This window comes from Halopseudomonas pertucinogena (assembly GCF_014646575.1).
Classification (GTDB): Bacteria; Pseudomonadota; Gammaproteobacteria; order Pseudomonadales; family Pseudomonadaceae; genus Halopseudomonas; species Halopseudomonas pertucinogena.
The window spans coordinates 48,089-73,999 of the sequence record NZ_BMNN01000008.1; the positions used below are offsets into that span (position 1 = coordinate 48,089).

22 protein-coding genes, 1 other RNA gene and 1 pseudogene are annotated in these 25,911 nt (G+C 62.7%); 7 read left to right on the top strand and 17 right to left on the bottom strand.

All coding sequences use genetic code 11. From position 1 onward, the window contains the following. Positions 1–2: 2 nt before the first annotated feature. The 3 genes from folP to rlmE form a co-directional block, all read right to left on the bottom strand. Positions 3–860 (bottom strand): dihydropteroate synthase, encoded by an 858-nt coding sequence (gene folP, locus IEW63_RS13645; protein ID WP_188637187.1) that lies wholly within the window; start codon positions 858–860, stop codon positions 3–5. A gap of 7 nt (positions 861–867) precedes the next feature. Continuing rightward, complete coding sequence (gene ftsH / locus IEW63_RS13650; protein WP_188637188.1) at positions 868–2,805, bottom strand: ATP-dependent zinc metalloprotease FtsH; 1,938 nt, start codon at positions 2,803–2,805, stop codon at positions 868–870. Positions 2,806–2,943: 138 nt separating this feature from the next. After that, positions 2,944–3,570 (bottom strand): 23S rRNA (uridine(2552)-2'-O)-methyltransferase RlmE, encoded by a 627-nt coding sequence (gene rlmE / locus IEW63_RS13655; protein WP_188637189.1) that lies wholly within the window; start codon positions 3,568–3,570, stop codon positions 2,944–2,946. Between the two features lie 88 nt (positions 3,571–3,658). Here rlmE and yhbY point away from each other — a divergent pair, with 88 nt between their 5' ends. After that, positions 3,659–3,973 carry a ribosome assembly RNA-binding protein YhbY gene (gene yhbY, locus IEW63_RS13660; RefSeq protein ID WP_188637190.1) on the top strand — a complete coding sequence of 105 codons (315 nt, stop codon included), beginning with the start codon at positions 3,659–3,661 and terminating at the stop codon, positions 3,971–3,973. Here the strand turns inward: yhbY and IEW63_RS13665 are convergent. The 4 genes from IEW63_RS13665 to carA are packed head-to-tail and all read right to left on the bottom strand — an operon-like array spanning position 3,958 to position 9,258. After that, on the bottom strand, positions 3,958–4,401 hold the full coding sequence (locus IEW63_RS13665) for a DUF4149 domain-containing protein (RefSeq protein ID WP_188637191.1): 444 nt from the start codon (positions 4,399–4,401) through the stop codon (positions 3,958–3,960). The two genes, yhbY and IEW63_RS13665, sit on opposite strands and share 16 nt — an antisense overlap. Continuing rightward, on the bottom strand, positions 4,398–4,871 hold the full coding sequence (gene greA / locus IEW63_RS13670; protein ID WP_188637229.1) for a transcription elongation factor GreA: 474 nt from the start codon (positions 4,869–4,871) through the stop codon (positions 4,398–4,400). Before greA ends, IEW63_RS13665 begins: the two co-directional genes overlap by 4 nt. A gap of 2 nt (positions 4,872–4,873) precedes the next feature. Beyond that, positions 4,874–8,089: a carbamoyl-phosphate synthase large subunit gene (gene carB, locus IEW63_RS13675; RefSeq protein WP_188637192.1), complete on the bottom strand. Its 3,216-nt coding sequence runs from the start codon at positions 8,087–8,089 to the stop codon at positions 4,874–4,876. A 32-nt stretch (positions 8,090–8,121) separates the two neighbouring features. Beyond that, positions 8,122–9,258, bottom strand: a complete 1,137-nt coding sequence (carA, locus tag IEW63_RS13680; RefSeq protein WP_188637193.1) for a glutamine-hydrolyzing carbamoyl-phosphate synthase small subunit — start codon at positions 9,256–9,258, stop codon at positions 8,122–8,124. Between the two features lie 336 nt (positions 9,259–9,594). Here carA and IEW63_RS13685 point away from each other — a divergent pair, with 336 nt between their 5' ends. Continuing rightward, on the top strand, positions 9,595–10,359 hold the full coding sequence (locus tag IEW63_RS13685; protein ID WP_188637194.1) for a hypothetical protein: 765 nt from the start codon (positions 9,595–9,597) through the stop codon (positions 10,357–10,359). 128 nt (positions 10,360–10,487) lie between these two features. Here the strand turns inward: IEW63_RS13685 and dapB are convergent, their stop codons facing one another. The 4 genes from dapB to grpE form a co-directional block, all read right to left on the bottom strand. Beyond that, the gene (gene dapB / locus IEW63_RS13690; RefSeq protein WP_188637195.1) at positions 10,488–11,294 is read right to left on the bottom strand and encodes a 4-hydroxy-tetrahydrodipicolinate reductase; all 807 of its coding nucleotides are present in this window, start codon (positions 11,292–11,294) and stop codon (positions 10,488–10,490) included. 11 nt (positions 11,295–11,305) lie between these two features. Next, complete coding sequence (gene dnaJ, locus IEW63_RS13695) at positions 11,306–12,436, bottom strand: molecular chaperone DnaJ (RefSeq protein ID WP_188637196.1); 1,131 nt, start codon at positions 12,434–12,436, stop codon at positions 11,306–11,308. Between the two features lie 116 nt (positions 12,437–12,552). Beyond that, complete coding sequence (dnaK, locus tag IEW63_RS13700) at positions 12,553–14,472, bottom strand: molecular chaperone DnaK (RefSeq protein WP_188637197.1); 1,920 nt, start codon at positions 14,470–14,472, stop codon at positions 12,553–12,555. A gap of 89 nt (positions 14,473–14,561) precedes the next feature. After that, a complete protein-coding gene (grpE, locus tag IEW63_RS13705; RefSeq protein ID WP_188637198.1) occupies positions 14,562–15,140 on the bottom strand; it encodes a nucleotide exchange factor GrpE in 579 nt (192 codons plus the stop codon). A 151-nt stretch (positions 15,141–15,291) separates the two neighbouring features. Between grpE and recN the strand changes: the two genes are divergently transcribed. Continuing rightward, on the top strand, positions 15,292–16,974 hold the full coding sequence (gene recN, locus IEW63_RS13710) for a DNA repair protein RecN (RefSeq protein ID WP_188637199.1): 1,683 nt from the start codon (positions 15,292–15,294) through the stop codon (positions 16,972–16,974). Between the two features lie 36 nt (positions 16,975–17,010). Here recN and fur read toward each other — a convergent pair whose 3' ends face one another. Beyond that, complete coding sequence (gene fur / locus IEW63_RS13715; protein WP_188637200.1) at positions 17,011–17,418, bottom strand: ferric iron uptake transcriptional regulator; 408 nt, start codon at positions 17,416–17,418, stop codon at positions 17,011–17,013. A gap of 96 nt (positions 17,419–17,514) precedes the next feature. Here fur and IEW63_RS13720 point away from each other — a divergent pair. Beyond that, positions 17,515–17,907 (top strand): annotated as a pseudogene (locus IEW63_RS13720) (outer membrane protein assembly factor BamE); the annotation flags it as partial. Between the two features lie 90 nt (positions 17,908–17,997). Here the strand turns inward: IEW63_RS13720 and IEW63_RS13725 are convergent. Together IEW63_RS13725 and IEW63_RS13730 are read right to left on the bottom strand one after the other, a co-directional pair. After that, positions 17,998–18,309: an RnfH family protein gene (locus IEW63_RS13725; protein WP_188637202.1), complete on the bottom strand. Its 312-nt coding sequence runs from the start codon at positions 18,307–18,309 to the stop codon at positions 17,998–18,000. Beyond that, positions 18,302–18,733 (bottom strand): type II toxin-antitoxin system RatA family toxin, encoded by a 432-nt coding sequence (locus tag IEW63_RS13730; protein ID WP_188637203.1) that lies wholly within the window; start codon positions 18,731–18,733, stop codon positions 18,302–18,304. The genes IEW63_RS13725 and IEW63_RS13730 overlap by 8 nt, the downstream gene beginning before the upstream one ends. 157 nt (positions 18,734–18,890) lie before the next feature. Here IEW63_RS13730 and smpB point away from each other — a divergent pair, with 157 nt between their 5' ends. Beyond that, positions 18,891–19,373, top strand: coding sequence for an SsrA-binding protein SmpB (smpB, locus tag IEW63_RS13735; protein WP_188637204.1), 483 nt, complete (start codon positions 18,891–18,893; stop codon positions 19,371–19,373). Between the two features lie 66 nt (positions 19,374–19,439). Next, positions 19,440–19,795: a transfer-messenger RNA gene (ssrA, locus tag IEW63_RS13740) on the top strand. A 64-nt stretch (positions 19,796–19,859) separates the two neighbouring features. Here the strand turns inward: ssrA and ypfJ are convergent. Next, entirely contained in the window at positions 19,860–20,750 is an 891-nt protein-coding gene (gene ypfJ / locus IEW63_RS13745; protein ID WP_188637205.1) for a KPN_02809 family neutral zinc metallopeptidase, read from the bottom strand. Between the two features lie 152 nt (positions 20,751–20,902). On the opposite strand from ypfJ, the gene IEW63_RS13750 reads away from it, so the two are divergent. Beyond that, complete coding sequence (locus tag IEW63_RS13750) at positions 20,903–22,189, top strand: PQQ-dependent sugar dehydrogenase (RefSeq protein ID WP_229710529.1); 1,287 nt, start codon at positions 20,903–20,905, stop codon at positions 22,187–22,189. 52 nt (positions 22,190–22,241) lie between these two features. On the opposite strand, the gene IEW63_RS13755 is transcribed toward IEW63_RS13750, so the two are convergent. After that, a complete protein-coding gene (locus tag IEW63_RS13755) occupies positions 22,242–23,732 on the bottom strand; it encodes a PepSY domain-containing protein (RefSeq protein ID WP_188637206.1) in 1,491 nt (496 codons plus the stop codon). Between the two features lies 1 nt (position 23,733). Further along, the gene (locus IEW63_RS13760) at positions 23,734–25,902 is read right to left on the bottom strand and encodes a TonB-dependent receptor (RefSeq protein WP_188637207.1); all 2,169 of its coding nucleotides are present in this window, start codon (positions 25,900–25,902) and stop codon (positions 23,734–23,736) included. Positions 25,903–25,911: the final 9 nt, after the last annotated feature.

Consider the following 25,911-nt stretch of genomic DNA (forward strand, 5'->3'; position numbering starts at 1 on the left):
TTCTAGCCCTGCTCCGCCGCCAGTACCGCTTCGGCCATGCGGACAGCGTCGACGGTTTCCGCGACGTCGTGCACCCTTATGATGCGTGCGCCCATGGTCACGGCCAGCGTCGCCAGCGCCAGGCCGCCCGCCAGACGCTGGTCGACCGGCCGATCCAGCGCCTGGCCTATCATGCTCTTGCGGGATACGCCGACCAGCAGCGGCAGATCAAGGGGCCGTACCTGCCGCATGGAGGCGAAGAGTTCCAGATTGTGCTGCAGGCTCTTGCCGAACCCGAAGCCCGGATCCAGAACCAGCCTGCTGCGTTCGATGCCGGCATCCAGACAGGCTTGGACCCGGAGCTCGAGGAAGGAGTTCACCTCGGCCAGCACCGAATCATATACCGGAGCCTGCTGCATGGTCTGCGGCTCGCCCTGCATGTGCATCAGACATACTGCCAGACCGGTGTCGACCGCCGCCTCCATCGCCCCCGGACGAAGCAGCGCGCGGATGTCATTGATCAGTCCGGCACCGACCCCGGCGGAACCGCGCATGACCTCGGGCGTGCTGGTGTCCACGGATACCACCGTATCGAATCGCGCCGTGATCGCTTCGACCATCGGCACTACCCGGTCGACCTCCTCCTGGACACTGACCAGGGCTGCACCGGGGCGCGTGGATTCGCCGCCGACATCGATGATGGTGGCACCGGCGGCGAGCATCTGCTCGACGCGCTGGAGCGCGGTATCCATCCGATTGTAGCGACCGCCGTCGGAGAAGGAGTCAGGGGTGATATTGAGGATACCCATGATCTGGGTACGGGAAAGGTCGAGCTCCCGGTTGCCGCAGGGCAGCCGGGAGTTATTGCGATCAGTGTTCATCCGGGACTCAGTGCTCGCCAGCGGGCCCGCCAATGATGCCGTCATCGCGAGGCTTGTCCCTTGCATCGGCCGGGTCGTCGCTGGTAGAAGCGGCAGCCCCCGGACCGCGGCGGTCGTCATCGGTCCAGCCCTTGGGCTCGCGCACCGGCTTGCCGGCCATGATGTCATTGATCTGGTCGAGGTCGATGGTTTCATACTTCATCAGCGCCTCGGCCATCACGTCCAGCTTGTCGCGGTTTTCCTCGAGGATGCGCTTGGCGGTGTCGTAGCACTCGTCGATGATCCGGCGCACCTCCTCGTCGATCATGCGGGCGGTTTCAGCCGACACGTTGGACGCCTGCGAGCCGGCACTGCGACCCAGGAACACCTCACCCTCTTCCTCCGCATACATCAGCGGACCGAGCCTTTCCGACAGGCCCCATTTGGTCACCATGTTCTTGGCCAGCTGGGTGGCGCGCATGATGTCGTTGGAAGCGCCGGTGGTCACGCCGTCGAAGCCCAGCGTCATCTCTTCGGCGATACGGCCACCGAACAGCGAACAGATCTGGCTGGTGAGCGCACGCTTGGACAGACTGTAACGATCCTCCTCCGGCAGGAACATGGTCACGCCCAGGGCGCGACCGCGGGGAATGATCGATACCTTGTACACCGGGTCGTGTTCCGGCACCAGGCGGCCCACGATGGCATGACCCGACTCGTGATAGGCGGTATTGAGCTTCTCCTTCTCGGACATGACCATGGACTTGCGCTCGGCGCCCATCATGATCTTGTCCTTGGCCAGCTCGAACTCGTTCATTTCGACCACGCGCTTGCCGGCACGGGCAGCGAACAGCGACGCCTCGTTCACCAGGTTGGCCAGATCGGCGCCGGAGAAGCCGGGGGTACCCCGGGCAATCGAGGACGGCACCACGTCGTCACCCAGCGGCACCTTGCGCATGTGTACCTTGAGGATCTGCTCGCGACCACGGATGTCCGGCAGACCGACCACCACCTGGCGATCGAAGCGGCCCGGACGCAGCAGTGCCGGATCGAGCACGTCGGGGCGGTTGGTGGCAGCGACGACGATGATGCCGTCATTGGCCTCGAAACCGTCCATTTCGACCAGCAGCTGGTTCAGGGTCTGCTCGCGCTCGTCGTGACCGCCGCCCAGACCGGCGCCACGGTGACGACCGACGGCATCGATCTCGTCGATGAAGATGATGCAGGGCGCATGCTTCTTCGCCTGCTCGAACATGTCGCGCACCCGGCTGGCACCGACGCCGACAAACATCTCGACAAAGTCGGAGCCGGAAATGGTGAAGAACGGCACCTTGGCCTCACCCGCCACGGCCTTGGCCAGCAGCGTTTTACCGGTACCGGGCTGACCGACCATCAGCACACCGCGGGGGATATGACCGCCGAGGCGCTGGAATTTGCCCGGGTCACGCAGGAATTCGACCAGCTCGGCGACTTCCTCCTTGGCCTCGTCACAGCCGGCCACATCGGCAAAGGTGGTCTTGACCTGGTCCTCGGACAGCATGCGCGCCTTGCTCTTGCCAAAGCTCATCGGGCCGCCCCGGCCGCCGCCACCGCCCTGCATCTGGCGCATGAAGAACATGAAGATGGCGATGATGATCAGGATCGGGAAACTGGCGATCAGCAGCTGGGTCCAGATACTCTGGCGCTCCGGCTGCTTGCCTTCGACGACCACGTTGTTCTCCAGCAGATCGCCGATCAGGCCATTGTCCTGAATCGCCGGCCGGATGGTCTTGAAGCTCTCGCCGTCGCGGCGCTGACCGGTGATCACGAAGCCGTCCACGGTCACCCGTTCGACCTGGCGATCATTCACCAGCTCGAGAAATTCGGTGTAGTTCATCGTGCGGGGCTCTGCCGGACTGTTGAAGTTGTTCATCACAGTCACCAGCACTGCAGCAATGATCAACCACAGGATGAGGTTTTTCGCCATGTCGTTCAAATCGCTATCCTCTTGCCCCGTAATTCGCCGGGGCATGGCTGTATTCGTCTGTTGATTAGACCTGTCTACCTTACACCAGATTCCGCCGGCTCGGCAGTTTCAGCTGTGTAACGCCCTGTGTCATCCTGATCATTGTCCGGGCCTGAAGCCCTTGCCCAGCAGATAGGTTTCCCTTGACCTGTCCCGCGATGCCCCCGGCTTGCGGGTAACGATCTTGTCGAACCGGCCGCGCATTTCCCGGAAGTATTCATCAAAGCCTTCGCCATGGAAGACCTTGATCAGAAAGTCTCCGCCCGGGCGCAGTACCCGCGCGGCCATATCCAGCGCCAGTTCGCACAGATACATGGCCCGCGGCTGGTCCACCGCAGGTGTACCACTCATGTTGGGGGCCATATCGGAAATAACAAGGTCAACCGGCTGATCACCGATGGCGGCAAGGATCGCCTCGAACACCTCATCCTCGGTGAAATCACCCTGGATGAAGGTGACGTCGGCTATGGAGTCCATCGGCAGGATGTCCGAGGCGATGATGCGGCCCTTCTCGCCGATCAGCCGGCTGGCCACCTGTGACCAGCCGCCCGGCGCGGAGCCGAGGTCCAGCACCGTCATGCCCGGCTTCATGAGGCGGTCCTTCTCCTGGATCTCCAGCAGCTTGTAGCTGGCTCGGGAGCGGTAACCGTCCTTCTGCGCCTTCTTCACATAGGGGTCATCGAAATGTTCTTTCAGCCAGCCCTTGCTGGTCTTTGATCTTGCCACGGAATACCTCATGCAGCGGATCGCGCCGCCGGTTATACTAGCGCTCTTCAGCCAAGAACACTCACGAAACAGGAATCACCCGAACATTATGGCGCTCAGCTCTGAACAGAAGAAGGCCTTCAAACGCATCGGCCACCATCTCAAGCCTGTGGTCATGGTCAGCGAGAACGGCATCACCGAAGGCGTGCTCGCCGAGTTGAACCGCGCCCTCGACGATCACGAGCTGATCAAGATCCGAGTCTCAGCGGGTGATCGCGAGGCCAAGCAGGAGCTGATCACGGAAATCTGTGCAGCCAGCAAGGCCGAACTGGTGCAGGTGATCGGCAAGATGGCGATCCTGCTGCGCCGCAACAAGACCCCCAACGCCAACCTCTCCAACCTGGTGCGTTACAAGGACTTCTGAGCCGGACGCACTGTCTCCTCGTCCGGTCGCGGCTGAAGTATGAGCACGAGACCGGCAAAGGCCAGTACCAGATAGCTGAACAGTTGCCAGTACGGACCATTGGTCAGCGAGCCCACCAGATAGAACGCTGCCGCGGCAACCAGCACCAGCAGCAGCATCTGACCCCGCAGGTCGTGCCAGATCGGCCGCCGCAGAACCAGCCAGGCCAGCAGACACTGCAGGGCGACACAGACTGCGGCAAAGCCGACGACGACCGGGCGCATGAAGGCGCCGATCTCGTCGATCAGTATCGGCGCCAGGCCAAAGCGCTCCAGCGCCGGCAACAGCACGAAATGCAGCATCCAGGCCCCGCCGACCCAGAGGGTCTGGGCGAGCTGCCAGGCTACTCGTCCGCTGCGTACAGCGGGCAGAGCGCCTGCTGGATTCACAGGTGCTGCACCTCGATGATTTCGTACTCCACCACCCCGCCGGGTGTGCGTACGGCAACGATCTCGCCCTCTTCCTTGCCGATCAGCGCGCGGGCAATGGGCGAGGTCACGGAAATCTTGCCCTCCTTGATCTCGGCCTCATCCTCACCGACGATCTGATACTTCACCTCTTCGTCGCTGTCCACGTTGGCGATGGTGACCGTGGTGCCGAAGATGACCTTGCCGCTGTAGGGAATGGTCGTCACGTCTATCACCTGGGCCGCCGCCAGGCGCCCCTCGATGTCACTGATGCGCGCCTCAACCATGCCCTGCTGTTCGCGGGCGGCATGGTATTCGGCGTTTTCCTTCAGGTCACCCAGCTCGCGTGCCTCGGCGATGGCTTCGGTGATCTGCGGGCGCATGACGGTTTTCAGATGCCTGAGCTCGTCTTCCAGGGCCTGAGCGCCCGCTTTGGTCATGGGGTACTTCATGTTCATAATCTCTCGTGTAGATCCTGCAGGCGACGTACTGCCCGCTCGGGTCCGAATTTCAGCGCCATGCATACAGCCTGCCCGCCTGCCAGGGTGGTGGTGGAATACACCTTGTGCTGCAGGGCGTTGCGGCGAATGGAATAGGAGTCGGCAATCGACTGGCGACCTTCGGTGGTGTTGATCACCAGGCTGACTTCCTCGTTCTTGATCATGTCGACGATGTGCGGACGCCCTTCGGTGACCTTGTTCACCCGACGTACCGGCAGGCCGGCCGCCTCGATAACCCTGGCGGTGCCGGCGGTAGCGACGATATCGAAGCCCAGGTCAACCAGTTCGCGGGCCATGTCGGCAACGAAGGGCTTGTCATCTTCGCGCACGCTGATGAACACGGTGCCGGAGGTCGGCAACACTTCGCTGGCACCCAGCTGGGACTTGGCGAAGGCCTCGGCGAAGCTGTCACCCACACCCATCACCTCGCCGGTGGACTTCATTTCCGGCCCGAGGATCGGGTCAACGCCGGGGAACTTGGCGAAGGGGAACACCGCTTCCTTGACGCTGTAGAAGTTCGGCACGATTTCCTCGGTGAAGCCCAGCTCCTTCAGCGTCTTGCCGGCCATGACCCGTGCGGCGATCTGCGCCAGCGATGTGCCGATGCACTTGGATACGAAGGGCACGGTACGCGAAGCACGGGGGTTCACCTCGATGACGTAGATAACGCCGTCCTGCAGTGCCAGCTGCACGTTCATCAGACCGACCACACCCAGTTCCAGCGCCATGCGCTTGACCTGATCGCGCATCTGATCCTGAACCTCGGCGGACAGCGAGTACGGCGGCAGCGAACAGGCCGAGTCACCGGAGTGCACGCCTGCCTGCTCGATATGCTGCATGATCGCGCCGATGACCACATCGGTACCGTCGGACACGGCATCCACGTCGACTTCGATAGCGCAGTTGAGGTAATGATCCAGCAGCACCGGACTGTCGTTGGAGACCTTCACCGCATCACGCAGGTAGCGCTTGAGCTCGTCTTCCTGATAGACGATCTCCATGGCGCGGCCGCCCAGCACATAGGAGGGACGCACCACCAGCGGGTAACCGATCCTGTTGGCGGCGATGATCGCCTCGTCTTCGCTGCGCACGGTGGCGTTGGACGGCTGACGCAGTTTCAGGCGCTCGACCATCTGCTGGAAACGCTCGCGGTCCTCGGCACGGTCGATCGCCTCGGGGCTGGTGCCGATGATCGGCACGCCGGCTTCTTCCAGGGCACGGGCCAGTTTCAGCGGGGTCTGCCCGCCGTACTGGACGATCACGCCCTTGGGCTGCTCGACGCGGACGATCTCCAGCACGTCTTCCAGGGTGACCGGCTCGAAGTACAGGCGATCGGAGGTGTCATAGTCGGTGGAGACGGTTTCCGGGTTGCAGTTGACCATGATGGTCTCGTAACCGTCTTCGCGCATGGCCAGCGCGGCGTGCACGCAGCAGTAGTCGAACTCGATGCCCTGACCGATGCGGTTCGGCCCGCCACCCAGCACCATGATCTTGTCGCGATCGGATGGATTGGCCTCGCACTCTTCCTCGTAGGTGGAGTACATGTAGGCGGTATCGGTGGCGAATTCGGCGGCACAGGTGTCCACCCGCTTGTATACCGGCAACACGCCCAGTTTCTGGCGCTGGGAGCGCAGGTTCTTCTCGCTTACCCCCAGCAGCTGGGCCAGGCGGGTATCGGAAAAGCCCTTGCGCTTGAGGCGATACATCAGATCACGGTCGATATCGGCCAGCCCCATCTCACTGACCCGCTGCTCGTCCTTGATCAGATCCTCGATCTGTACCAGGAACCAGGGATCGATCTTGGTCAGCTCGAAGATGCGCTCGACGCTCATGCCGGCGCGGAAGGCGTCGCCGATGTACCAGATGCGCTCGGCACCGGGCACGGTCAGTTCGCGGGTCAGCTCGGTGGCTGCGTCGGTAGCACTCAGATCCAGCTGCGGGTCGAAGCCACAGGAGCCGACTTCCAGACCGCGCAGGGCCTTCTGCAGGGATTCCTGGAAAGTACGACCGATGGCCATGACCTCGCCCACCGACTTCATCTGGGTGGTCAGGCGGGCGTCGGCATTCGGGAATTTCTCGAAGGCGAAACGCGGGATCTTGGTCACCACGTAATCGATCGACGGCTCGAAGGAGGCCGGAGTACGACCACCGGTAATGTCGTTGCTCAGCTCGTCCAGGGTGTAACCGACGGCCAGCTTGGCGGCGATCTTGGCGATCGGGAAGCCGGTGGCCTTGGAGGCCAGCGCCGAGGAGCGCGACACCCGCGGGTTCATCTCGATGACCACCATGCGGCCGTCCACCGGGTTGATACCGAACTGGACGTTGGATCCACCGGTTTCCACACCGATTTCACGCAGCACCGCCAGCGAGGCGTTGCGCATGATCTGGTATTCCTTGTCGGTCAGGGTCTGGGCCGGTGCCACGGTGATGGAGTCACCGGTGTGCACGCCCATGGGGTCGAAGTTCTCGATGGAACAGACGATGATGCAGTTGTCCTTCCTGTCGCGGACCACCTCCATCTCGTATTCCTTCCAGCCGATCAGCGATTCGTCGATCAGCAGCTCCCGGGTCGGCGACAGATCGAGACCACGGGTGCAGATTTCCTCGAACTCCTCGCGGTTGTAGGCGATGCCACCACCGGTGCCACCCATGGTGAAGGACGGACGGATGATGCAGGGAAAGCCCACCTGATCCAGCACGCCGTAGGCTTCTTCCATGCTGTGGGCGATGCCGGAGCGCGGGCATTCCAGCCCGATGGCGCGCATCGCCTTGTCGAAGCGCGAGCGGTCTTCGGCCTTGTCGATGGTATCGGCATTGGCACCGATCATCTCGACGCCGAATTTCTCCAGCACCCCATGCTTTTCCAGATCCAGCGCGCAGTTCAGCGCGGTCTGGCCGCCCATGGTCGGCAGCAGCGCGTCAGGGCGCTCCTTCTCGATGATCCGGGCCACGGTCTGCCACTTGATCGGTTCGATGTAGGTCGCATCGGCCATGGCCGGGTCGGTCATGATGGTGGCCGGGTTGGAGTTGACCAGAATGACCCGGAACCCCTCCTCGCGCAGCGCCTTGCAGGCCTGGGCACCGGAATAGTCGAACTCGCAGGCCTGGCCGATGACGATGGGGCCGGCGCCGAGTATCAGGATACTCTTGATATCAGTACGTTTTGGCATAAGTGCTTTTGATCCTTGGATATTCCGGTGATTCAGGCGCGCTTGGTCATGGCTGCGATGAAACGCTCGAACAGCGGGGCCACGTCACCCGGGCCGGGACTGGCCTCCGGGTGCCCCTGGAAACTGAACGCGTCCTTGCCGATCAACTCGATTCCCTGCAGGGTGCCGTCGAACAGTGATTTGTAGGTAGCCCGGACGTTGGCCGGCAGGGTCGCCTCGTCCACCGCGAAACCGTGATTCTGGCTGGTGATCATCACCTCTCCGGTGATCAGATCCTGCACCGGATGGTTCGCGCCGTGGTGCCCGCTCGGCATCTTCACGGTCTGCGCGCCGGCCGCCAGTGCCAGCAGTTGATGCCCCAGACAGATTCCGAGGATCGGAGTATCGGTCTCCAGCAGTTCACGGATGGCGGTAATGGCGTAGTCACAGGGGGCCGGATCGCCGGGACCGTTAGCCAGCAGCACACCATCGGGATTCAGTGCCAGCACCTCTGCGGCAGTGGTCTGCGCCGGCACCACAGTCAGGCGGCAACCGCGGGCAACCAGCATGCGCAGGATGTTGTACTTGACGCCGTAGTCGTACACCACGACATGGTGGGGCAGCTCGGCAGGGTCGATCTCAGGGTAGCTGTCGGTGGCCAGATCCCAGGTGCTCTGGCGCCATTCGTAGGGCTGCTTCACGCTGACCTCTCTGGCAAGGTCCATGCCCTTGAGTCCGGCAAACCCGCGCGCCAGTTCCAGCGCCTTCTCTTCGCTGGCGTCCGCGCCCGCCATGATGCAGCCATTCTGCGAGCCCTTCTCGCGCAGGATGCGCGTCAGCCGGCGCGTATCCACCTCGGCAATGGCAACGGTACCGTTCTCCCGAAGATATTCGTCCAGCGGCTGGCGGTTGCGCCAGTTGGAAGCCACCAGCGGCAGGTCCCGGATGATCATCCCCGCTGCCCATACGCGGTCGGATTCGGCGTCCAGCGGCGTGGTGCCGGTATTGCCGATGTGAGGATAGGTCAGCGTCACTATCTGGCGTGCATAGGATGGATCGGTAAGGATCTCCTGGTAACCGGTCATGGCCGTATTGAAGACGACCTCGCCGACGCTGTGGCCGTCGGCGCCGATAGCTACACCCCGGAAAATACTGCCGTCGGCGAGAGCAAGAATGGCGGGCTGGGACAAGAAAACCTCCGAAAGACTGACACGTTTTTGCCGAACGCGGGCTGCACAAAAGCGGGAATGATGTGGCTTCCACTTCACCCCACTGCAAAGGCATTGTCAGATACGCGCTGAGATAGACAGATTAGCCCGACATTTTACCGGTTTGATCAGTAAATATCCACACCGACCATCCACTTGAGCGCGCCGGCCGGACAGCTTTCCGATCTGTTTCATAATCCCGGCGAACGTGTTAAAACTGCAACTGGATCACATTTCCTGGCCAGCCGGAGGATGGGGAACCTCCTGGTTGCAGTCCTCCGGGCACGGGAACAACAAAAAGAACAGGGACTTCGAACAATGAAAACCTACCTAGAGTACGCAAAGTACATGCTTGCGCTGGCACTTCTCGGCCTCGCCACCCAGGCCCACGCCAGCGCTCAGCTGGCCCAGACGCTGCACGAGCTGCGCAGCGAAGGTTACCGCGCCGCCACCTACCTGCTGATCGACAACAACCTCTATGAACGCGTCCGCGAGCCGGGCAATCGCGAGGCCTACAACGACGCGCTGGGGAACATGGATCGACTGTTGCGTGGCCTGGACAACCCGAGCGACCTGCGCGGCCCGTACTCCCAGTTCGTTCGTCTGATCCGGGAACTGGAAACCCAGACCGAAGACGAGGCGCATTATCACCTGGCAACCGTGAACCGGATCATGATGGCGCATGCCGAAATGGACAAGGCGATTGCCGCACAGTACGGCCAGGCGGCCGGCCAGATCGACGAGAAGCTCAAGACCCTGCATCAGCAGAGCCTCGAGACCAGCCAGATTCTGCTGCTCTATCAGAACAACATGTTCAGCTCAATCGGCGTGTATTTCATGGAAACCAGCGAAGGCATCTTCCGCAGCATGGACGCCAGCCTGACGGCCAGAGCCGAGGTGCTCAAGGGCCTGCTCCCCGAACTGTCCTCCACCCTGCAGGACCTGGACAAGCAGTACGGGTTCATTCAACCACGTCTGCTGGATCACCACACCGACTGGGTGCCGACCATTGCGGCGTTTTATCTGCTGCGCAATACCGAAACGCTCAACAAGCTGGCGCGGGCTCAGGCGCAACAGGGCTAGAGCGTCCAGGGAGATCGGGACTCTCGGGAGACTGCGCCCTGTGGTTTCCCGGCACCCCCTCCCCCGGCGTAGAGCTCAAATAAAAACCCGGCGCCTCTCGGCAGCCGGGTTTTTGATTACAGCTGATGTCAATCGCGCAGCGACAACACATCCTGCATATCGAACAGACCACTGCGGCGCTCACCCAGCCATACCGCCGAACGCACCGCGCCCTTGGCGAAGGTCATGCGGCTTGATACCTTGTGGGTGATCTCGACCCGCTCGCCTTCGGTGGCAAACAGCACCGTATGGTCACCGACCACGTCGCCGGCGCGCACGGTGGCAAAGCCGATGGTGTTGCGATCACGGGCGCCGGTCTGACCTTCGCGGCCGTATACGGCGACCTCCTGAAGATTGCGGCCCAGCGCATCGGCCACCACTTCACCCATGCGCAGCGCAGTGCCGGATGGCGCATCGACCTTGTGCCGGTGGTGCGCCTCGATGATCTCGATATCCGCTTCGTCACCCATGACCCGGGCGGCCATGTCCAGCAGCTTGAGGGTCAGGTTGACGCCCACGCTGAAGTTCGGCGCGAACACGATCGGCACCCGCTCAGCCGCAGCGGCGATGGTCTGCTTCTCCTCCTCGGAGAACCCGGTGGTACCGATCACCATTGCCTTGCCGGCATCACGACACAGCTCCAGATTGACCAGGGTACTGGTCGGATGGGTGAAATCGATCAGCACGTCGAAATCATCGAGCACCTGCGCCAGATCACCCACCACCTGCACTCCCAGCTTGCCGACCCCGGCCAGTTCGCCGGCATCGGTGCCGATCAGGGAGCTCCCCGGTCGCTCGATCGCCGCCGTGAGGCTGGCCCCCTCGGCCTGCTGGATGGCTTCGATCAGCGTCTTGCCCATGCGTCCGGCTGCGCCGATAACCGCTATTCTTCTCATGCTTGCCCCGGTCAGAACTTCATGTCTTCAAAGAAATTTTTCACGCCTTCGAACCAGCTCTTGGCCCGTGGCGACTGATTGCTGCCTTCGGCCTGCAGGGTATCACGCAATTCACCCAGCAGTTCGCGCTGGCGCCTGGTCAGATTGACCGGCGTCTCCAGCACCACCCGGCACAGCAGATCACCCGGCGCACCGCCGCGGACCGGCACCACGCCCTTGCCACGCAGGCGGAACAGTTTGCCGGTCTGGGTCCCCTCCGGAATCTTCAGCTTTACCCGACCATCCAGCGTGGGCACTTCCAGCTCGCCACCCAGGGCCGCATCGGCAAAGCTGATCGGCACCTCGCAGTACAGGTTCTTGCCGTCACGCTGGAAGATCTTGTGCTCGCGTACCGACACCACCACGTACAGGTCGCCGGTGGGGCCACCATTGACGCCTGCCTCCCCTTCACCGGCCAGGCGGATGCGGTCGCCGCTGTCCACGCCCGGTGGAACCTTCACCGACAGGGTCTTGTGCTCCTCTACCCGCCCCTGGCCATGGCAATCGCGACAGGGATCGGTAATCATCTGCCCCGTGCCATGACAACGCGGGCAGGTCTGCTGCACGGCAAAGAAACCCTGCTGCATGCGTACCTGGCCATGGCCGCCACAGGTGGTACAGGTCGTCGGGCTGGTGCCCTTCTTCGCACCGCTGCCATCACAGGTCTTGCAGCCGACCAGAGTCGGCACCTTGATGGTGACGGTGGTCCCGCGTACCGCCTCCTCCAGGTCCAGCTCCAGGGTATAGCGCAGGTCGCTGCCGCGCTGAACCGAGGAGCGGCCGCCGCGGCCGCCACCGAAGATGTCGCCGAATACGTCGCCGAAGATATCCGAGAAGTTGCCGCCGCCGAAGCCGCCTGCACCGGCGCCCATGTTCGGGTCGACACCGGCATGGCCATACTGGTCGTAGGCCGCCCGCTTGTTGGCGTCGGTGAGGATCTCGTAGGCCTCGTTGGCCTCCTTGAACTTCTCCTCGGCCTCCTTGTCATCCGGGTTGCGGTCCGGGTGATACTTCATCGCCAGTCGGCGGTAGGCCTTCTTCAGCTCGGCTTCACTGGCGCCGCGCTCTACGCCCAGCACCTCATAATAGTCACGCTTGGCCATACATTCTGTTCCTTTGGAAAGTCCTACGGCACAAACGGCAACGCGGGAATGACTCCCGCGTTGCCCTGCCGTACCGTGTCCGGGCCCGGATCATGCCAGGCCCAGTCACCCAAGGACTACTTGTTGTTGTCCTTGACCTCTTCGAACTCGGCGTCGACCACGTCATCGGCATCGGCCTTGCTCTCTCCGGCATTGGCCTGAGCGTCACCCTGGGCGGCCTGCTCCTCGTACATCTTCTGCACAACCGGAGCGGAGGCTTCGGACAGGGCATTGATCTTCGCTTCGATCTCCGCCTTGTCGTCACCCTTGACCGCTTCTTCCAGTTCGCTCAGCGCCTTCTCGATCGCCGCCTTCTGCTCCTCGGTGGCCTTGTCACCGGCCTCGGTCAGCGTCTTGCGGGTCGCGTGAACCAGCTGGTCGCCCTGGTTGCGGATGTTCACCAGCTCCTCGAACTTGCGGTCTTCCTCGGCGTTGGCCTCGGCATCGCGCACCATCTGCTCGATTTCCTCGTCACTCAGACCGGAGTTGGCCTTGATCACGATCGACTGCTGCTTGCCGGTGGCCTTATCTTTCGCGGACACGTTGAGGATGCCGTTGGCGTCGATGTCAAAGCTGACCTCGATCTGCGGTACGCCACGCTGCGCCGGCGGAATGTCAGCCAGGTCAAAACGACCCAGCGACTTGTTCTGCGACGCCTGCTTGCGCTCACCCTGCAGCACGTGAATGGTCACGGCGGTCTGGTTGTCCTCGGCGGTGGAGAACACCTGCGACTTCTTGGTCGGGATGGTGGTGTTCTTCTCGATCAGCGCAGTCATCACGCCGCCCATGGTCTCGATACCCAGCGACAGCGGGGTCACGTCCAGCAGCAGTACGTCCTTCACGTCACCGGCCAGTACCGCACCCTGGATGGCTGCGCCGACTGCCACGGCCTCATCCGGGTTGACGTCCTTGCGCGACTCCTTGCTGAAGAACTCGGCAACGGTCTGCTGTACCAGCGGCATGCGGGTCTGACCACCAACCAGAATCACTTCGTTGATCTCGGAAACGTCCAGACCGGCGTCCTGCATGGCGATGCGGCAGGGCTCGATACTGCGCTTGACCAGGTCCTCGACCAGCGATTCCAGCTTGGCGCGGGTCACCTTGACCTGCAGGTGCTTGGGACCAGTAGCGTCAGCAGTGATGTACGGCAGGTTGACCTCGGTCTGCTGGCTGGAGGACAGCTCGATCTTCGCTTTCTCCGCCGCTTCCTTCAGGCGCTGCAGAGCAAGCGGGTCGTTGTGCAGGTCAACCCCGTTTTCCTTCTTGAACTCGTCGGCCAGATAGTCGATCAGGCGCATGTCGAAGTCTTCACCGCCGAGGAAGGTATCCCCGTTGGTGGCCAGCACTTCGAACTGGTGCTCGCCATCCACTTCGGCAATCTCGATCACCGACACGTCGAAGGTACCGCCACCCAGGTCATACACGACTACGGTGGAGTCGCCCCGGGCCTTGTCCATGCCATAGGCCAGCGCCGCTGCGGTCGGCTCGTTGATGATCCGCTTGACGTCCAGACCGGCGATACGGCCGGCGTCCTTGGTCGCCTGGCGCTGACTGTCGTTGAAGTAGGCCGGAACGGTGATGACCGCCTCGGTCACGGACTCGCCCAGATAATCCTCGGCGGTCTTCTTCATCTTCTTCAGGACTTCCGCGGAAATCTGCGGCGGCGCCATCTTCTCGCCCTTGGCCTCGACCCAGGCGTCGCCGTTATCGGCCTTGACGATCTTGTAGGGCACCAGCTTGATGTCCTTCTGTACCACGTCCTCGTCAAAGCGGCGACCGATCAGACGCTTGACCGCATACAGGGTGTTCTGCGGGTTGGTGACCGACTGGCGCTTGGCCGACTGGCCTACCAGGGTCTCGCCATCATTGGTGTAGGCGACGATGGACGGAGTGGTACGACCGCCCTCTGCGTTTTCGATGACTCTGGCGGTACCATTCTCCATTACTGCGACGCAGGAGTTGGTGGTCCCCAGGTCGATACCGATAATCTTACCCATGTGCTATCTCTCCGAATGTGCCCGCCGCTGGTTGACCGCGGCGCTGTTCAATCTCTGATGTCCCTTGAATGGGGCCGAAAAATGCGATTTCAAGCCTGCTCGTCAATCGTTCCGCCGGTCGCACCGGCAGCCGCCTTGCTCACCACCACCATGGCCGGGCGCAACAGCCGCTCGTTCAGGGTATAGCCCTTCTGGAATACCTTGATCACGGTGTTGGGCTCGACGTTGTCGCGCTCTTCCATCGTCATCGCCTGATGCAGTTCCGGGTTGAACGGCTCGCCATGGGGATCCACCGCAACGATCTGATGGCGCGCGAGGGTGTCGGTGAACAGCTTCAGGGTCAGTTCCATACCGTCACGCATCGGCTTGATGGCAGGATCCTCGTCACTGGACAGCTCGAGACCGCGCTCCAGGCTGTCGACCACTGCCAGCAGATCGTTGGCAAAGCGCTCCAGCGCAAACTTGTGCGCCTTGGCTACTTCCTGCTCGGAACGGCGACGGGCATTCTGCGCGTCCGCCACGGCCCGCAGGGCCTGGTCCTGGGCCGCCGCCAGCTGCTCCTCGAGCTCGGTGATACGTGCCACCAGATCCTCTTCGGCTGCCACGGTTTCCTGCTGCTCCGCTTCGAGGTTCTCGTCCTGCGGCTCCTGTCTCTGTTCGTCCACCATGTATCCTCCTGTCTGAAGTTGGCCGTCCGGATATCGAGCCGGACCGATGACCCCTATATGGGGCTGGCCGGATGATGTTCAAGGGGGTTGAACAACAAACCCGGAGTACTGTATAAACAACCAGAACAACAAGCCCTGCGGAGATGACTCCATGCTGCTGCACCTGGCGGTGAACAATTACGCAATTGTCGATCACCTGGAGCTCGAGCTCGATCCCGGCATGACGGTGGTCACCGGTGAAACCGGCGCCGGCAAATCGATCATGCTCGACGCCCTGGCGCTTACCCTCGGTGACCGTGCCGACAGCGGAGCAGTACGACCGGGTACCGACAAGGCCGACATTCTCGCCACCTTCGATGTCAGCAACATTGCCGAGGCCCGCCAGTGGCTCGAGGAACGCGATCTGGCAGGCGAAGACCAGCAGGTGATCCTGCGCCGCGTGGTCACCGCCGAGGGGCGCTCCCGTGGCTATATCAATGGCAGCCCCTGCCCGCAGCAGGACCTCAGAACCCTGGGCGGGATGCTCATCGACATCCACAGCCAGCATGAGCACCAGTCCCTTCTCAAGACCGACACCCATCGTCGCCTGCTCGACGAATACGCCGGTGCCGGCGAACTGGCCCGCCAGGTGCAGCTCGCGGCGCAACGCTGCCGCCGCACCGAACAGGCCCTGCAGCAGGCCAGCGAGACCAGTGACGAGCAGAACGCCCGACTGCAGCTGCTCAGCTATCAACTGGAGGAGCTGGAGAATCTGGGCCTGGAGGAAGGCGAACTGGAGCAGCTGGAAGCCGAACAGCGCCAGCTCGCCAATGCCGAGCAGATCATGCATTCCTGCCAGCAGGTCATCAATATCTGCAGCGAGAGCGACAGTGGCAGCGTATTGCAGGCGCTCACTTCCAGCCTCAGCCGCCTTGCCAGCCTGCGCCAGCATGGCCGCAGTCTGGACGAAGCCCACGACCTGCTGGCCGGCGCGCAGATACAGGTGGAAGAAGCGATAGGCGAGCTGACCCGTTACCTGGACCACTTCGAAGCCGACCCGCAGCGTCAGCAACTGGTGGACGAACGCCTCGGCGTCATTCATGACCTGGCCCGAAAGCACCGGATAAATGCCGACGAGCTGCCTGCCCTCCAGCAGCGCCTCATCGAGGAGCTCGAGGGCATCCAGCAGAGCGATGCCGACAAGGAACGGCTGACCGACGAGCTGGCCGCCTACCGCGCCCACTATGAGCAGCTGGCTGCCCAGCTATCCGGCGCCCGCAACAAGGCCGCCACCCGTCTGGCCGCCGCCGTCACCGCCGAGATCCAGCAGCTGGGCATGCCGGGAGGCCGGATTCAGGTCGAGCTGCGCCCGCTTCAGGCGGCGGATTACCCCACGCAGGGGCTCGAAAGTGTGGAGTTTCTGGTCAGCGCCAATCCCGGCCAGCCCGTCAAACCGCTGGCCAAGGTCGCGTCGGGCGGTGAGCTGTCCCGCATCAGCCTGGGTATCCAGGTGATCACGGCACAGACATCGAGGGTACCCACCCTGGTGTTCGACGAGGTGGATGTGGGCATCGGGGGCCCCACCGCCGAGATAGTCGGCAAGCTGCTGCGCCAGCTCGGGGAGCGTGGCCAGGTGCTCACCGTTACCCACCTGCCGCAGGTAGCCGCACAGGGGCACCAGCATCTGTTCGTGCGAAAGGAGCAGCAACGCGACTCCACCCGAACCCGTATCGATCGGCTGGATGAGGAGGGGCGAGTACAGGAGGTCGCGCGGATGCTGGGCGGGGTGGATATTACCGAAGAGTCGCTTGCGCATGCCCGCAAGCAGCTTGCTGGCAGCCGCCAGACAGGATGAAGGCGAGGCAGACGCCTCGCCCCCCGGAAGCCTTGATCAGGCGTCTTTCTTCTTCACATAGAGCACGAGGTTGTGATCAACCAGCTCATAGCCGTGTTCGTCGACTATCTGCTGCTGACGCCGCTCGATCTCCTGGTCGAAGAATTCGATAACCTCACCGGTATCCACGCACACCATGTGATCGTGATGCTCGCCATCGGCCAGCTCGAATACGGCGTGACCGCCATCGAAGTTGTGGCGCACCACCAGACCGGCGGATTCAAACTGGGTAAGCACCCGATAGACGGTCGCCAGCCCCACGTCTTCCCCCGCCTCCATCAGCGCCTTGTAGACATCCTCCGCACTCATGTGCCGGTCATCATCATTGGCCAGCATCTGCAGAATCTTGACTCGCGGCAGCGTGACCTTGAGGCCGGCCTTGCGCAGTTCCTGATTTTCAACCATGGTTCAGTTTCTCTCCACAATGCTTCGCAGCGCTGGATCAGTCGGGTATGATTCAGGGCCATTCAGCAAACTTTCGATAGTGGATGTTACCACGCGATGCCAAATAGTCTGAACCGTGCCCTTTGTATCCTGGTATTTTGTGCCGCCGGCGCCAGCCTTTCCGGCTGCGGCTTTCCCGGTGTGTACAAGATCGATGTACAGCAGGGCAACGTCGTCACCCAGGAAATGGTAGACCAACTGCGACCCGGCATGACCACCCGTCAGGTGCGCTTCATCATGGGCACGCCGCTCATCCAGGATACCTTCGAACCTGATCGCTGGGATTACCTGTACAGCATGCAGGCCGGGCACAATCCGCGGGAGCAGGAACGCATCAGCCTGATGTTCGAGAACGATCGGTTGGCAGGCCTGGCCGGCGACTTCATCCCCGGCACCAGCCGCGATGAAGCGATCATGGGCAGCGGCAGCACCGATGAAACCGAACCCGCTGCCACCAGTTACCCGGTCGATCTGGGTGCGCCGCTGGGTACCGGCGAATAACCGACCTGGCGGAGCACCGCTCCGCCGTTCACTGCACCATCACCCTGCCCGGGGCGCCCCCTTCGCCCTGGCGGCCCGCTGCCGGCGAACCTCCCTGGGATCGGCGACCAGCGGACGGTAGATTTCAACTCTGTCCCCGTCCCTCAGTGCGTGCTCGGCCGGCGCTGATACCACCTTGCCGAATATGCCCATGGCACTGGCCTCGATATCCAGGCCGGGAAAGTGATCGGTGATACGCGACAATCGTGCTGCTTCCAGCATGCTGGTGCCTTCCGGCACGGTCAGGCGAATGATGCGCTGCCGCTCCGGCAACGCATAGGCCACCTCGACTGTGATGCCGGCTTCAGCCATACAGCTCGTGGGCACGTTTGGAAAACGCTTCCACCATGGTGTTGGCCGCATGGTTGAACAGCGGCCCGAGGGTCGCGCGCACCAGGGTGCCGGAATAGTTGAACTGCAGATCCAGGGTGATCTTGCAGGCCTGCTCGTTCAGCGGCTGGAATTCCCAGACGCCATGCAGCTCGCTGAAGGGGCCATCCTCCAGATGCATGTCGATGCGACGGCCCGGCTCCAGCTCATTGGATGTAGTGAAACTCTGATGCAGGCCCGCCTTGCCCACCGTCAGACGGGCACGCATGCTGTCTTCGGTCTCGCTGAGGATTTCCGCCTTGGTACACCAGGGCAGGAACTCGGGGTAATGCTCAACCCGGTTGACCAGGTCAAACAGTCGCTCGGCCGGGAACGGCAGCAGAGCGGAACGCTTGATATGCGTCATAGGATCATCACTTGTACAGTCATGGATTTTCTCGATCTTGAAGCAACATAGCCTACCAGTGAATAGACCGCAGGGGACAGAAGCAGGTCCCGCAAATTTCCGTGTATCACTTCAATGAGATAGCCGAAGATACACGCACTCCCTATAATACGGCCCCATGAGCAAACAGAAGAAATCCCAGCCCACCGGCGGCACCATTGCGCTGAACAAACGGGCCAAACACGAATACTTCATCGAACAGCGCTTCGAGGCCGGACTCGCCCTCACCGGCTGGGAAGTGAAAAGCCTGCGTGCCGGAAAGGCGCAGCTGGTGGACAGTTACGTGCTGCTGAAGGACGGCGAAGCCTTCCTGTTCGGCGCCCATATCACCCCGCTGCTGGCCGCCAGCACCCACGTCATCGCGGATCCCACGCGGACCCGCAAACTGCTGCTGCACCGTCGGGAGCTGGAAAAGATCATCGCCGGTGTAGAGCAGAAGGGGTACAGCTGCGTCCCGCTGGCCCTGTACTGGAAGAAGCATCTGGTCAAGTGCGAGATAGCACTGGTCAAGGGCAAGAAGGACTACGACAAGCGCGAGACCGAGAAGAACCGCGACTGGGATCGCGAGAAGCAGCGTCTGGTCCGCGAAGCCAACCGCTGAGCGGCCTGTACAGCGGGGAACCTTTCCCCTAGAATAGGCTCTGATTCAACGAGTACCAATGGTTTTGGGGCCGATCAGGATTCGACGACGGTTACAAAGCTTGAGGGGCATGCCGAGTTGGTAACAGAACTCGTAAATCCACTGTTGCAAACTAATAGTTGCCAACGACGACAACTACGCCCTAGCCGCTTAAGTCGGCTAGCAGCCTCTAGGGGATGCCTGTAAACCCGAAGATCTGGCTGTCATATAGAACAGGATCGCCGCCAAGTTCGCTGTAGACGTAACGGCTAAAACTCATACAGCTCGCTCCAAACACCCTGTCACTCGGGCGGTGAGGAGTTAACGAAATAGAGATGACTACGCATGTAGAACCGATAGTGGCGGACTGACGGACGCGGGTTCAAATCCCGCCGGCTCCACCAATACCAGGCCCCGACTGGCAACAGTCGGGGCTTTTTCTTGCGCGCACGCACGCCCTCTGACTCTTCAAAGCTGCGCCGAAAAAGTATCGCACTGCGCCATATCTCCGCTCTCGAAGCCACGTCTGAACCATTCAACCCGCTGGGCCGACGTGCCGTGGGTGAAGCTGTCCGGCACGACTTCGCCGCCGCTGCGTTTCTGCAGCCGATCATCACCGATGGCGGCAGCGGCCTGCAGCGCTTCTTCCAGATCGCCCGGCTCGAGCATGTCCCGGTAATTTCCCGCCGCATGCCCCCACACCCCGGCGAAGCAGTCAGCCTGCAGCTCCTGGCGTACCGACAGTGCATTGACCACCGCTGCGGATTTACCACGCCCGGCGTTGCGCACCTGATGACTGATGCCGAGGATGGTCTGGATATGGTGCCCCACCTCGTGAGCGACCACGTAGGCCTGGGCAAAGTCGCCGGGCGCGCCGAGCTGACGGTCAAGATCACGGAAGAAACTCAGATCAAGGTAGACCCTGCGATCCGCAGGGCAATAGAACGGACCGACCGCGGAACTGGCCGTGCCGCAGGCCGAGGCGACCCGCTGGCTGAACAATACCAGCACCGGCTCTTCGTAGCTCATGCCCTGCTCGGCAAAGATCGCCTGCCAGGTATGTTCCGTGTCCGCCAGCACCACCGAGACGAACTCGGCGAGCTGCTGCTCTTCGGCGGAGAAGCTGGCGGTCTGCTGACCCGGGGCGGATGTGAGCTGCAGGAGATCGATGCCCAGCAGGCGCGCTCCGACAAAGGCCATCACCCCCACCGCCAGCACCACTCGCCCGACCCTGCTGCGCAGCAACCAGGGCAGCAGACGCAACAGCAACAGCAGCCCGGCACCCCCGCCACTGCCCTGCAGCGGCTGCCCGCGGCGATCCTCTATGTTGCGGCTCTGCCGCCTGCCTCGCCAATCCATATCCGCCCTCTGCTCAACCACGTTTCCACCAGTGTAGTGCGCCGCCGCAGTAATGCCTCGGGTCAGCCAAGCCCCTGCGCTTGCGAAACGCCCCACCCCGCCTACTATTACTGAGTTGATCCTTACCCTGAAACCCGACAACAGGAGCTGTCATGATCCCTTTCAGGCATTCGATCCTCTTTCTCGCCATGCTCGGACTGCTGGCGGCCTGCGATAACTCGTCGGACTCGCCCGACCAAGCCCAGGACACGCCGGCCGTTGCAACCGAGCCCGAACCAGCGCAGACAGCCAGCCCGGCGCCGGAGACCGCCGAGGCGGACATAGAAGGCGAAGAGCAGGCTGCCGAACAGGCCGCAGCCGGTCAGCCCACCGCGGACCCCGGCACCGCCGATCTGCCTTTCAGCGTGAGCGAGGTAGCGCGGTTCGATGCGCCCTGGGCGATGACCTTCCTGCCCGATGGGCGCGCACTGATAACCGAGATGGCCGGCACCCTGCGTCTGTATGACGTAGCCAATGACAGCACCGGTACCATCAGCGGTGTCCCTGAAGTGGTACATGCGGGCCAGGGAGGCCTGGGTGATGTGCTGCTGCATCCGCAGTTCGGCGACAACCAGTACATTTATCTGAGCTATGCCGAGGAAGGGGATGGCGGCACAGGGGCGGCAGTGGCCCGGGCCCGACTGGTGCTGGACGACCAGGGCGGCGGCGCGCTGGAAGATGTGCAGGTGATCTGGCGTCAGACGCCGAAGCTGGAAGGCAATGGCCATTTCGGCCATCGCCTGGCCTTCGACCGTGACGGCATGCTGTGGATCAGCTCCAGCGAGCGCCAGGCCTTCGACCCGTCCCAGGACATGAATTCGAACCTGGGCAAGATCGTTCGCCTGAAGGATGATGGCAGCGTTCCGGATGACAACCCCTTCACTGATCAGGGCGAGGTGGCAGCCCAGATCTGGACCCTCGGTCATCGCAACATCCTCGGCATGGCGTTCGACGCCGAGGGGCGCCTGTGGGCCCATGAAATGGGTCCCAAGGACGGCGACGAGCTCAACCTGATCGTCAAGGGCGAGAACTACGGCTATCCCCTGGTATCCAACGGCAACCACTACGACGACACCCCCATCCCCGATCATGACACCCGGCCGGAATTCAAGGCCCCGGTGATTACCTGGACCCCGGTCATCTCTCCGGCGGGGTTCATCATCTACGATGGTGACCTGTTTCCCGACTGGAAAGGCAGCGGCTTCATCGGCGGCATGTCGTCCCTGTCGCTGGTGCGGGTGAGCTTCGACGGCGAAACCGCCGAGGAAGCCGACCGCTTCGACATGCAGCGCCGCATCCGCGAGGTGGAGCAGGGTCCAGACGGAGCGATCTGGCTGCTGGAAGACGGCACCCGTGGCGGGGACGGCGCGCTGCTCAAGCTGACCCCGACTACCGAGTAAAGCGTGAGGATCCCGGTGCAGCGCAGGATGCTGCACCGGGATCCACCGGTTTTCAGCATGGCCTCTGGCGCGCCGGCACCACCCGCCTGCTGCGCACCCTTTGCAGCCGCCGCCATCCGAGTACCATCCCGCTGCCACTGATCACCAACCCGCCCACGCTGCCCAGCCACATCCAGCCGTCCCAGAGCGGCCGGCGCTCCAGCAGCGGCAACCAGTCCCAGCTGTGCAACAGCGCGAACAACCAGCGGGAGGCTCGCTGCCTGCGATCGAGAGTATTGACGATAGTGCCGCTGCGCGGGTCGATATGCAGCCAGGTCTGCTCTGGATCATCGAGCCGCACCCGCAACACCGGCAGCGACCGGGGCAGGTGCCCGAGCATGCTGTGCTCGGCGCGCGGGTAATAATAAAAATCGTGAGCGGCCAGCCGCTCCACATGCAGCTGCACCCCGGGACTGACCTCCTGTATCGCATCCAGCAATACCGCATCGGGGAGCGCCTCAAGCACCGCACTGCCATCGGCCGCCAGCAGCAGACTGTTGCCCTCGGCATCCACGCCCAGCAGATAGCCCCGCCCACCGATCAGCAGCCAGTGCAACTCCCGCGCCTGCAGGCCCCGCGCCTGCAACTGCTGCAGCGCCGCATCCGGCGCCAACGGGAAATGCGCGGCGTGCAGCTCACCGCCGGCGTACCCGGACGTATCCAGGGGCGCGCTGCTGGTAAATATCCGCCAGGGATTCATCGACATCAATCCGCTGAAAATCCAGGCCAGCGCCAGCAGGCCGAACAGCAGCCCACCAACATGATGCCAGCGGGCGAACCCTCGATAGGGGCTGCGCGAGCCATTGCGATAAGGCCGCGTGAAGCGCCAGCGCAACACGCCCAGAACCAGACCCAGAAGGGTCATCAGCGTAGCAGCCAACGACAGATAGATCACGATATCCGTCCACCAGTCATCAAGCGCACCGCCACGCAGCGGGTATACCCAGTGCAGCCAGGCACCCGCCCTGTTCCAGATACGCTCGGTGGGGCTGGCATCGCGCACCACCTCGCCGCTCTGGCTGGAGATGTACAACAATGTGCCGTTATCCAGCGCCAGCCGATGCAGAGGTCGATGCGCATCGAGCGAGCGCGTATGAGTCCAGGCGTCCTCGTTCACCAGCCGCTGGTACTGCGGGTTCTGCAGGCTGGCGAACTGTCGCGCGCTGGCGACGGCCTGCGCTTCATCAACAGGGCCAAGCGGCTCGCCGGTGCGGGCATCCAGCACCTGAATACGCGAACCGTGGCGCAGGATATATCGCATTTCACCGGCCACTGTGGTCAGGCGCAAGCTGTCCGGTGCCTCGCCCTCCCCTGTCAGCACCTGACTCACCGGCACGCAACACTGCTGCTGCGCCAGCGGTGGCAGCCGGGCCAGGTGTTCGCGGGGCGTCAGCTTGGGGTAGCCGACATACAGCATGACCAGTCCGGACAAAAACCACAGCGCCATGAACGTGCCCAGGCCTATGCCCAGCCAGCGATGCCACAGATAGAGGTAGCGTTTCATCTCAGAACCTCATATCCAGACTGACATCGAAGCTGCGCGGCGCGCCTGCGTAGTACTGCCCGCCATAGGCCTGCATGGCATATATTTCATCGGTCAGATTGCGCACTCGCGCGGTTACTGCCAGATGCTCATCGAAACGATAGCGGCCAAACGCACCATACAGGGTGTAGGAGGGTGCCCGCAGAGTGTTGGCATTATTGGCGTAGACCGAGTCCACGTGGCGCAGATCCGCGCCCAGCTCAAGGGCCGGCGTCAAGCGCCAGGTCAGCCAGAGGTTGGCGACGCTGTCCGGCACGTTGACCGGCGTGTTGCCCTCGCGCGATACCGACACGCCGTCGACTGCCTCGTTGAACTCGTCATACTCGGCCTCCACATGGGCATAATTCGCCTCCACCAGCAGCGCAGGCGTAAGCTGCAGACGTCCAGCCAGCTCGATCCCTCGGGAGGTCTGCTGCCCGGCCTGCACCCACAGGTTGGGATTGGTTGAGTCACGTACCGCGAAATCCCGCCGCACGATCTGATACAGCGCCACGGTTGCCGCGCCGCGCCCATCGAGAAAATCGAACTTGCTGCCCACTTCCCACTGCTCGCCACTGGACAGGTCGAACAGCCCCACATTGGAATAGGTCGCCGAGGCCAGTGCTCCCGCCGGAAGATCCGCGGAGGTACTGTATTGCACATACAGACTGGCGTTGGGGGTCAGATCAAGGACCAGACCGAGACGGCCGCTGAGCGGCTCCCAGCGGCGCCGGAAGAACGCCGGACTGGTCGGGCTGACAGCGCCGTGGTTAGTCACTTCCATCTGCAGATGGTCATAGCGCAGGCCGCTGAGCAGTGCCAGCCGGTCACTCAGCTGCAGGTGGTTCTCCACGAACAATGCGCGACTGTCGATTTCGTGGAAGCGCTGTTTCTGCAAACCCTGCGCCATGCCGGGAATATCCCTGAAGCGTCTCGGGTCGAAGTCCTGCGGGTCGACCACATCAAAATCTCCACCGGAGCGCGGGTACAGCGTCTGGCGCATGCGCGAGTAGTCCAGCCCCAATGCCCAGCGACTGGGCAGACCGAACAGCTGGTGGTCGTGGCTCAATTCCACCCGGCTGCCCAGCAGATTCTGGTCGTGGCGCTGCAGGTAGGCAGCGGACCGCTCTACCTGGCTGTTGTCCCCGGAATAGGCGTACTGTTCCAGATTGCGGTAGTCGCGCTGGCCGTCGTAGTGGTACAGCGTATTGCGCAGACGGGTGGCGTGGCTCCAGTGGTAATCGGTGATCGATCGCAGCCAGCGCACCCGCTGTTCATAGCGGCCATCGGCCACGTTGTAGTTCTCGAAGCGTCGGCGCCTGTCGATCTTCATGGTGCTGCCACCGGTGTTGAGAACGGGCGAGCCCCAGTAGGGACTGTCCTCCCGGTCTTCCAGGTATTCCAGTGCCAGCGTATGGCTGAGTCTGGATGTCACATCACTGAGCAGTGACAGGGCGATACTGCCGGTCTCGCGCTCGTTGCGGTCAACGTAGCCGTTGCTGTCACCCCGGCTGACATCCAGACGCATGAAATGGCGGCTATCAGCCAGTTCGCCGAGCGCCTGGTTGAATCCCAGCGCCAGCTGCGACTCGTCGAAACGGCCATAGCGCAGGCGCCCTTCCAAACCCTGCGGCTCCCGGCTGGCCAGTTTGCTGATGTAATTGACCGAGCCGCCGACCGCGCCGGCCCCGTGCAGGAAGGATGACGGCCCGCCGAGCAGCTCGATGCGTTCGATCTGCCAGGCATCCACCGGGCGCGTGGCACTGCCGTAGCCCAGATTGATGCCGTTATACAGCTGGGTGATCTGGTTCTGGGTGAAGCCACGGTAGGAAAGAAAGCCACCGTAGCCGGGATTGGCAGAGGCATTGATGCCGGTCATGCCATTGATCACGTCATGGGTGTCCACCGCACCGCGGGCATCGATGACGGCGCGGTCCGCCACGCTGACCGAGGCGGGCGTCTCGCGGGCAGTGAGGTCCAGCCGGGAGCCGGTATTGATGGGCTGATCCAGTTGAACAGCGGACGGCGCACTGACCGGCGCTGCGGCCCGGGCGGATACGGTACTGGCGGGCAGATTCAGGGCGGCATTCTGCGCCCACAGCAAGGGGGCGGCACTGATCCACAGCGCCGCAAGGGAAAGGCGTAGCAACATGCAAGGGCT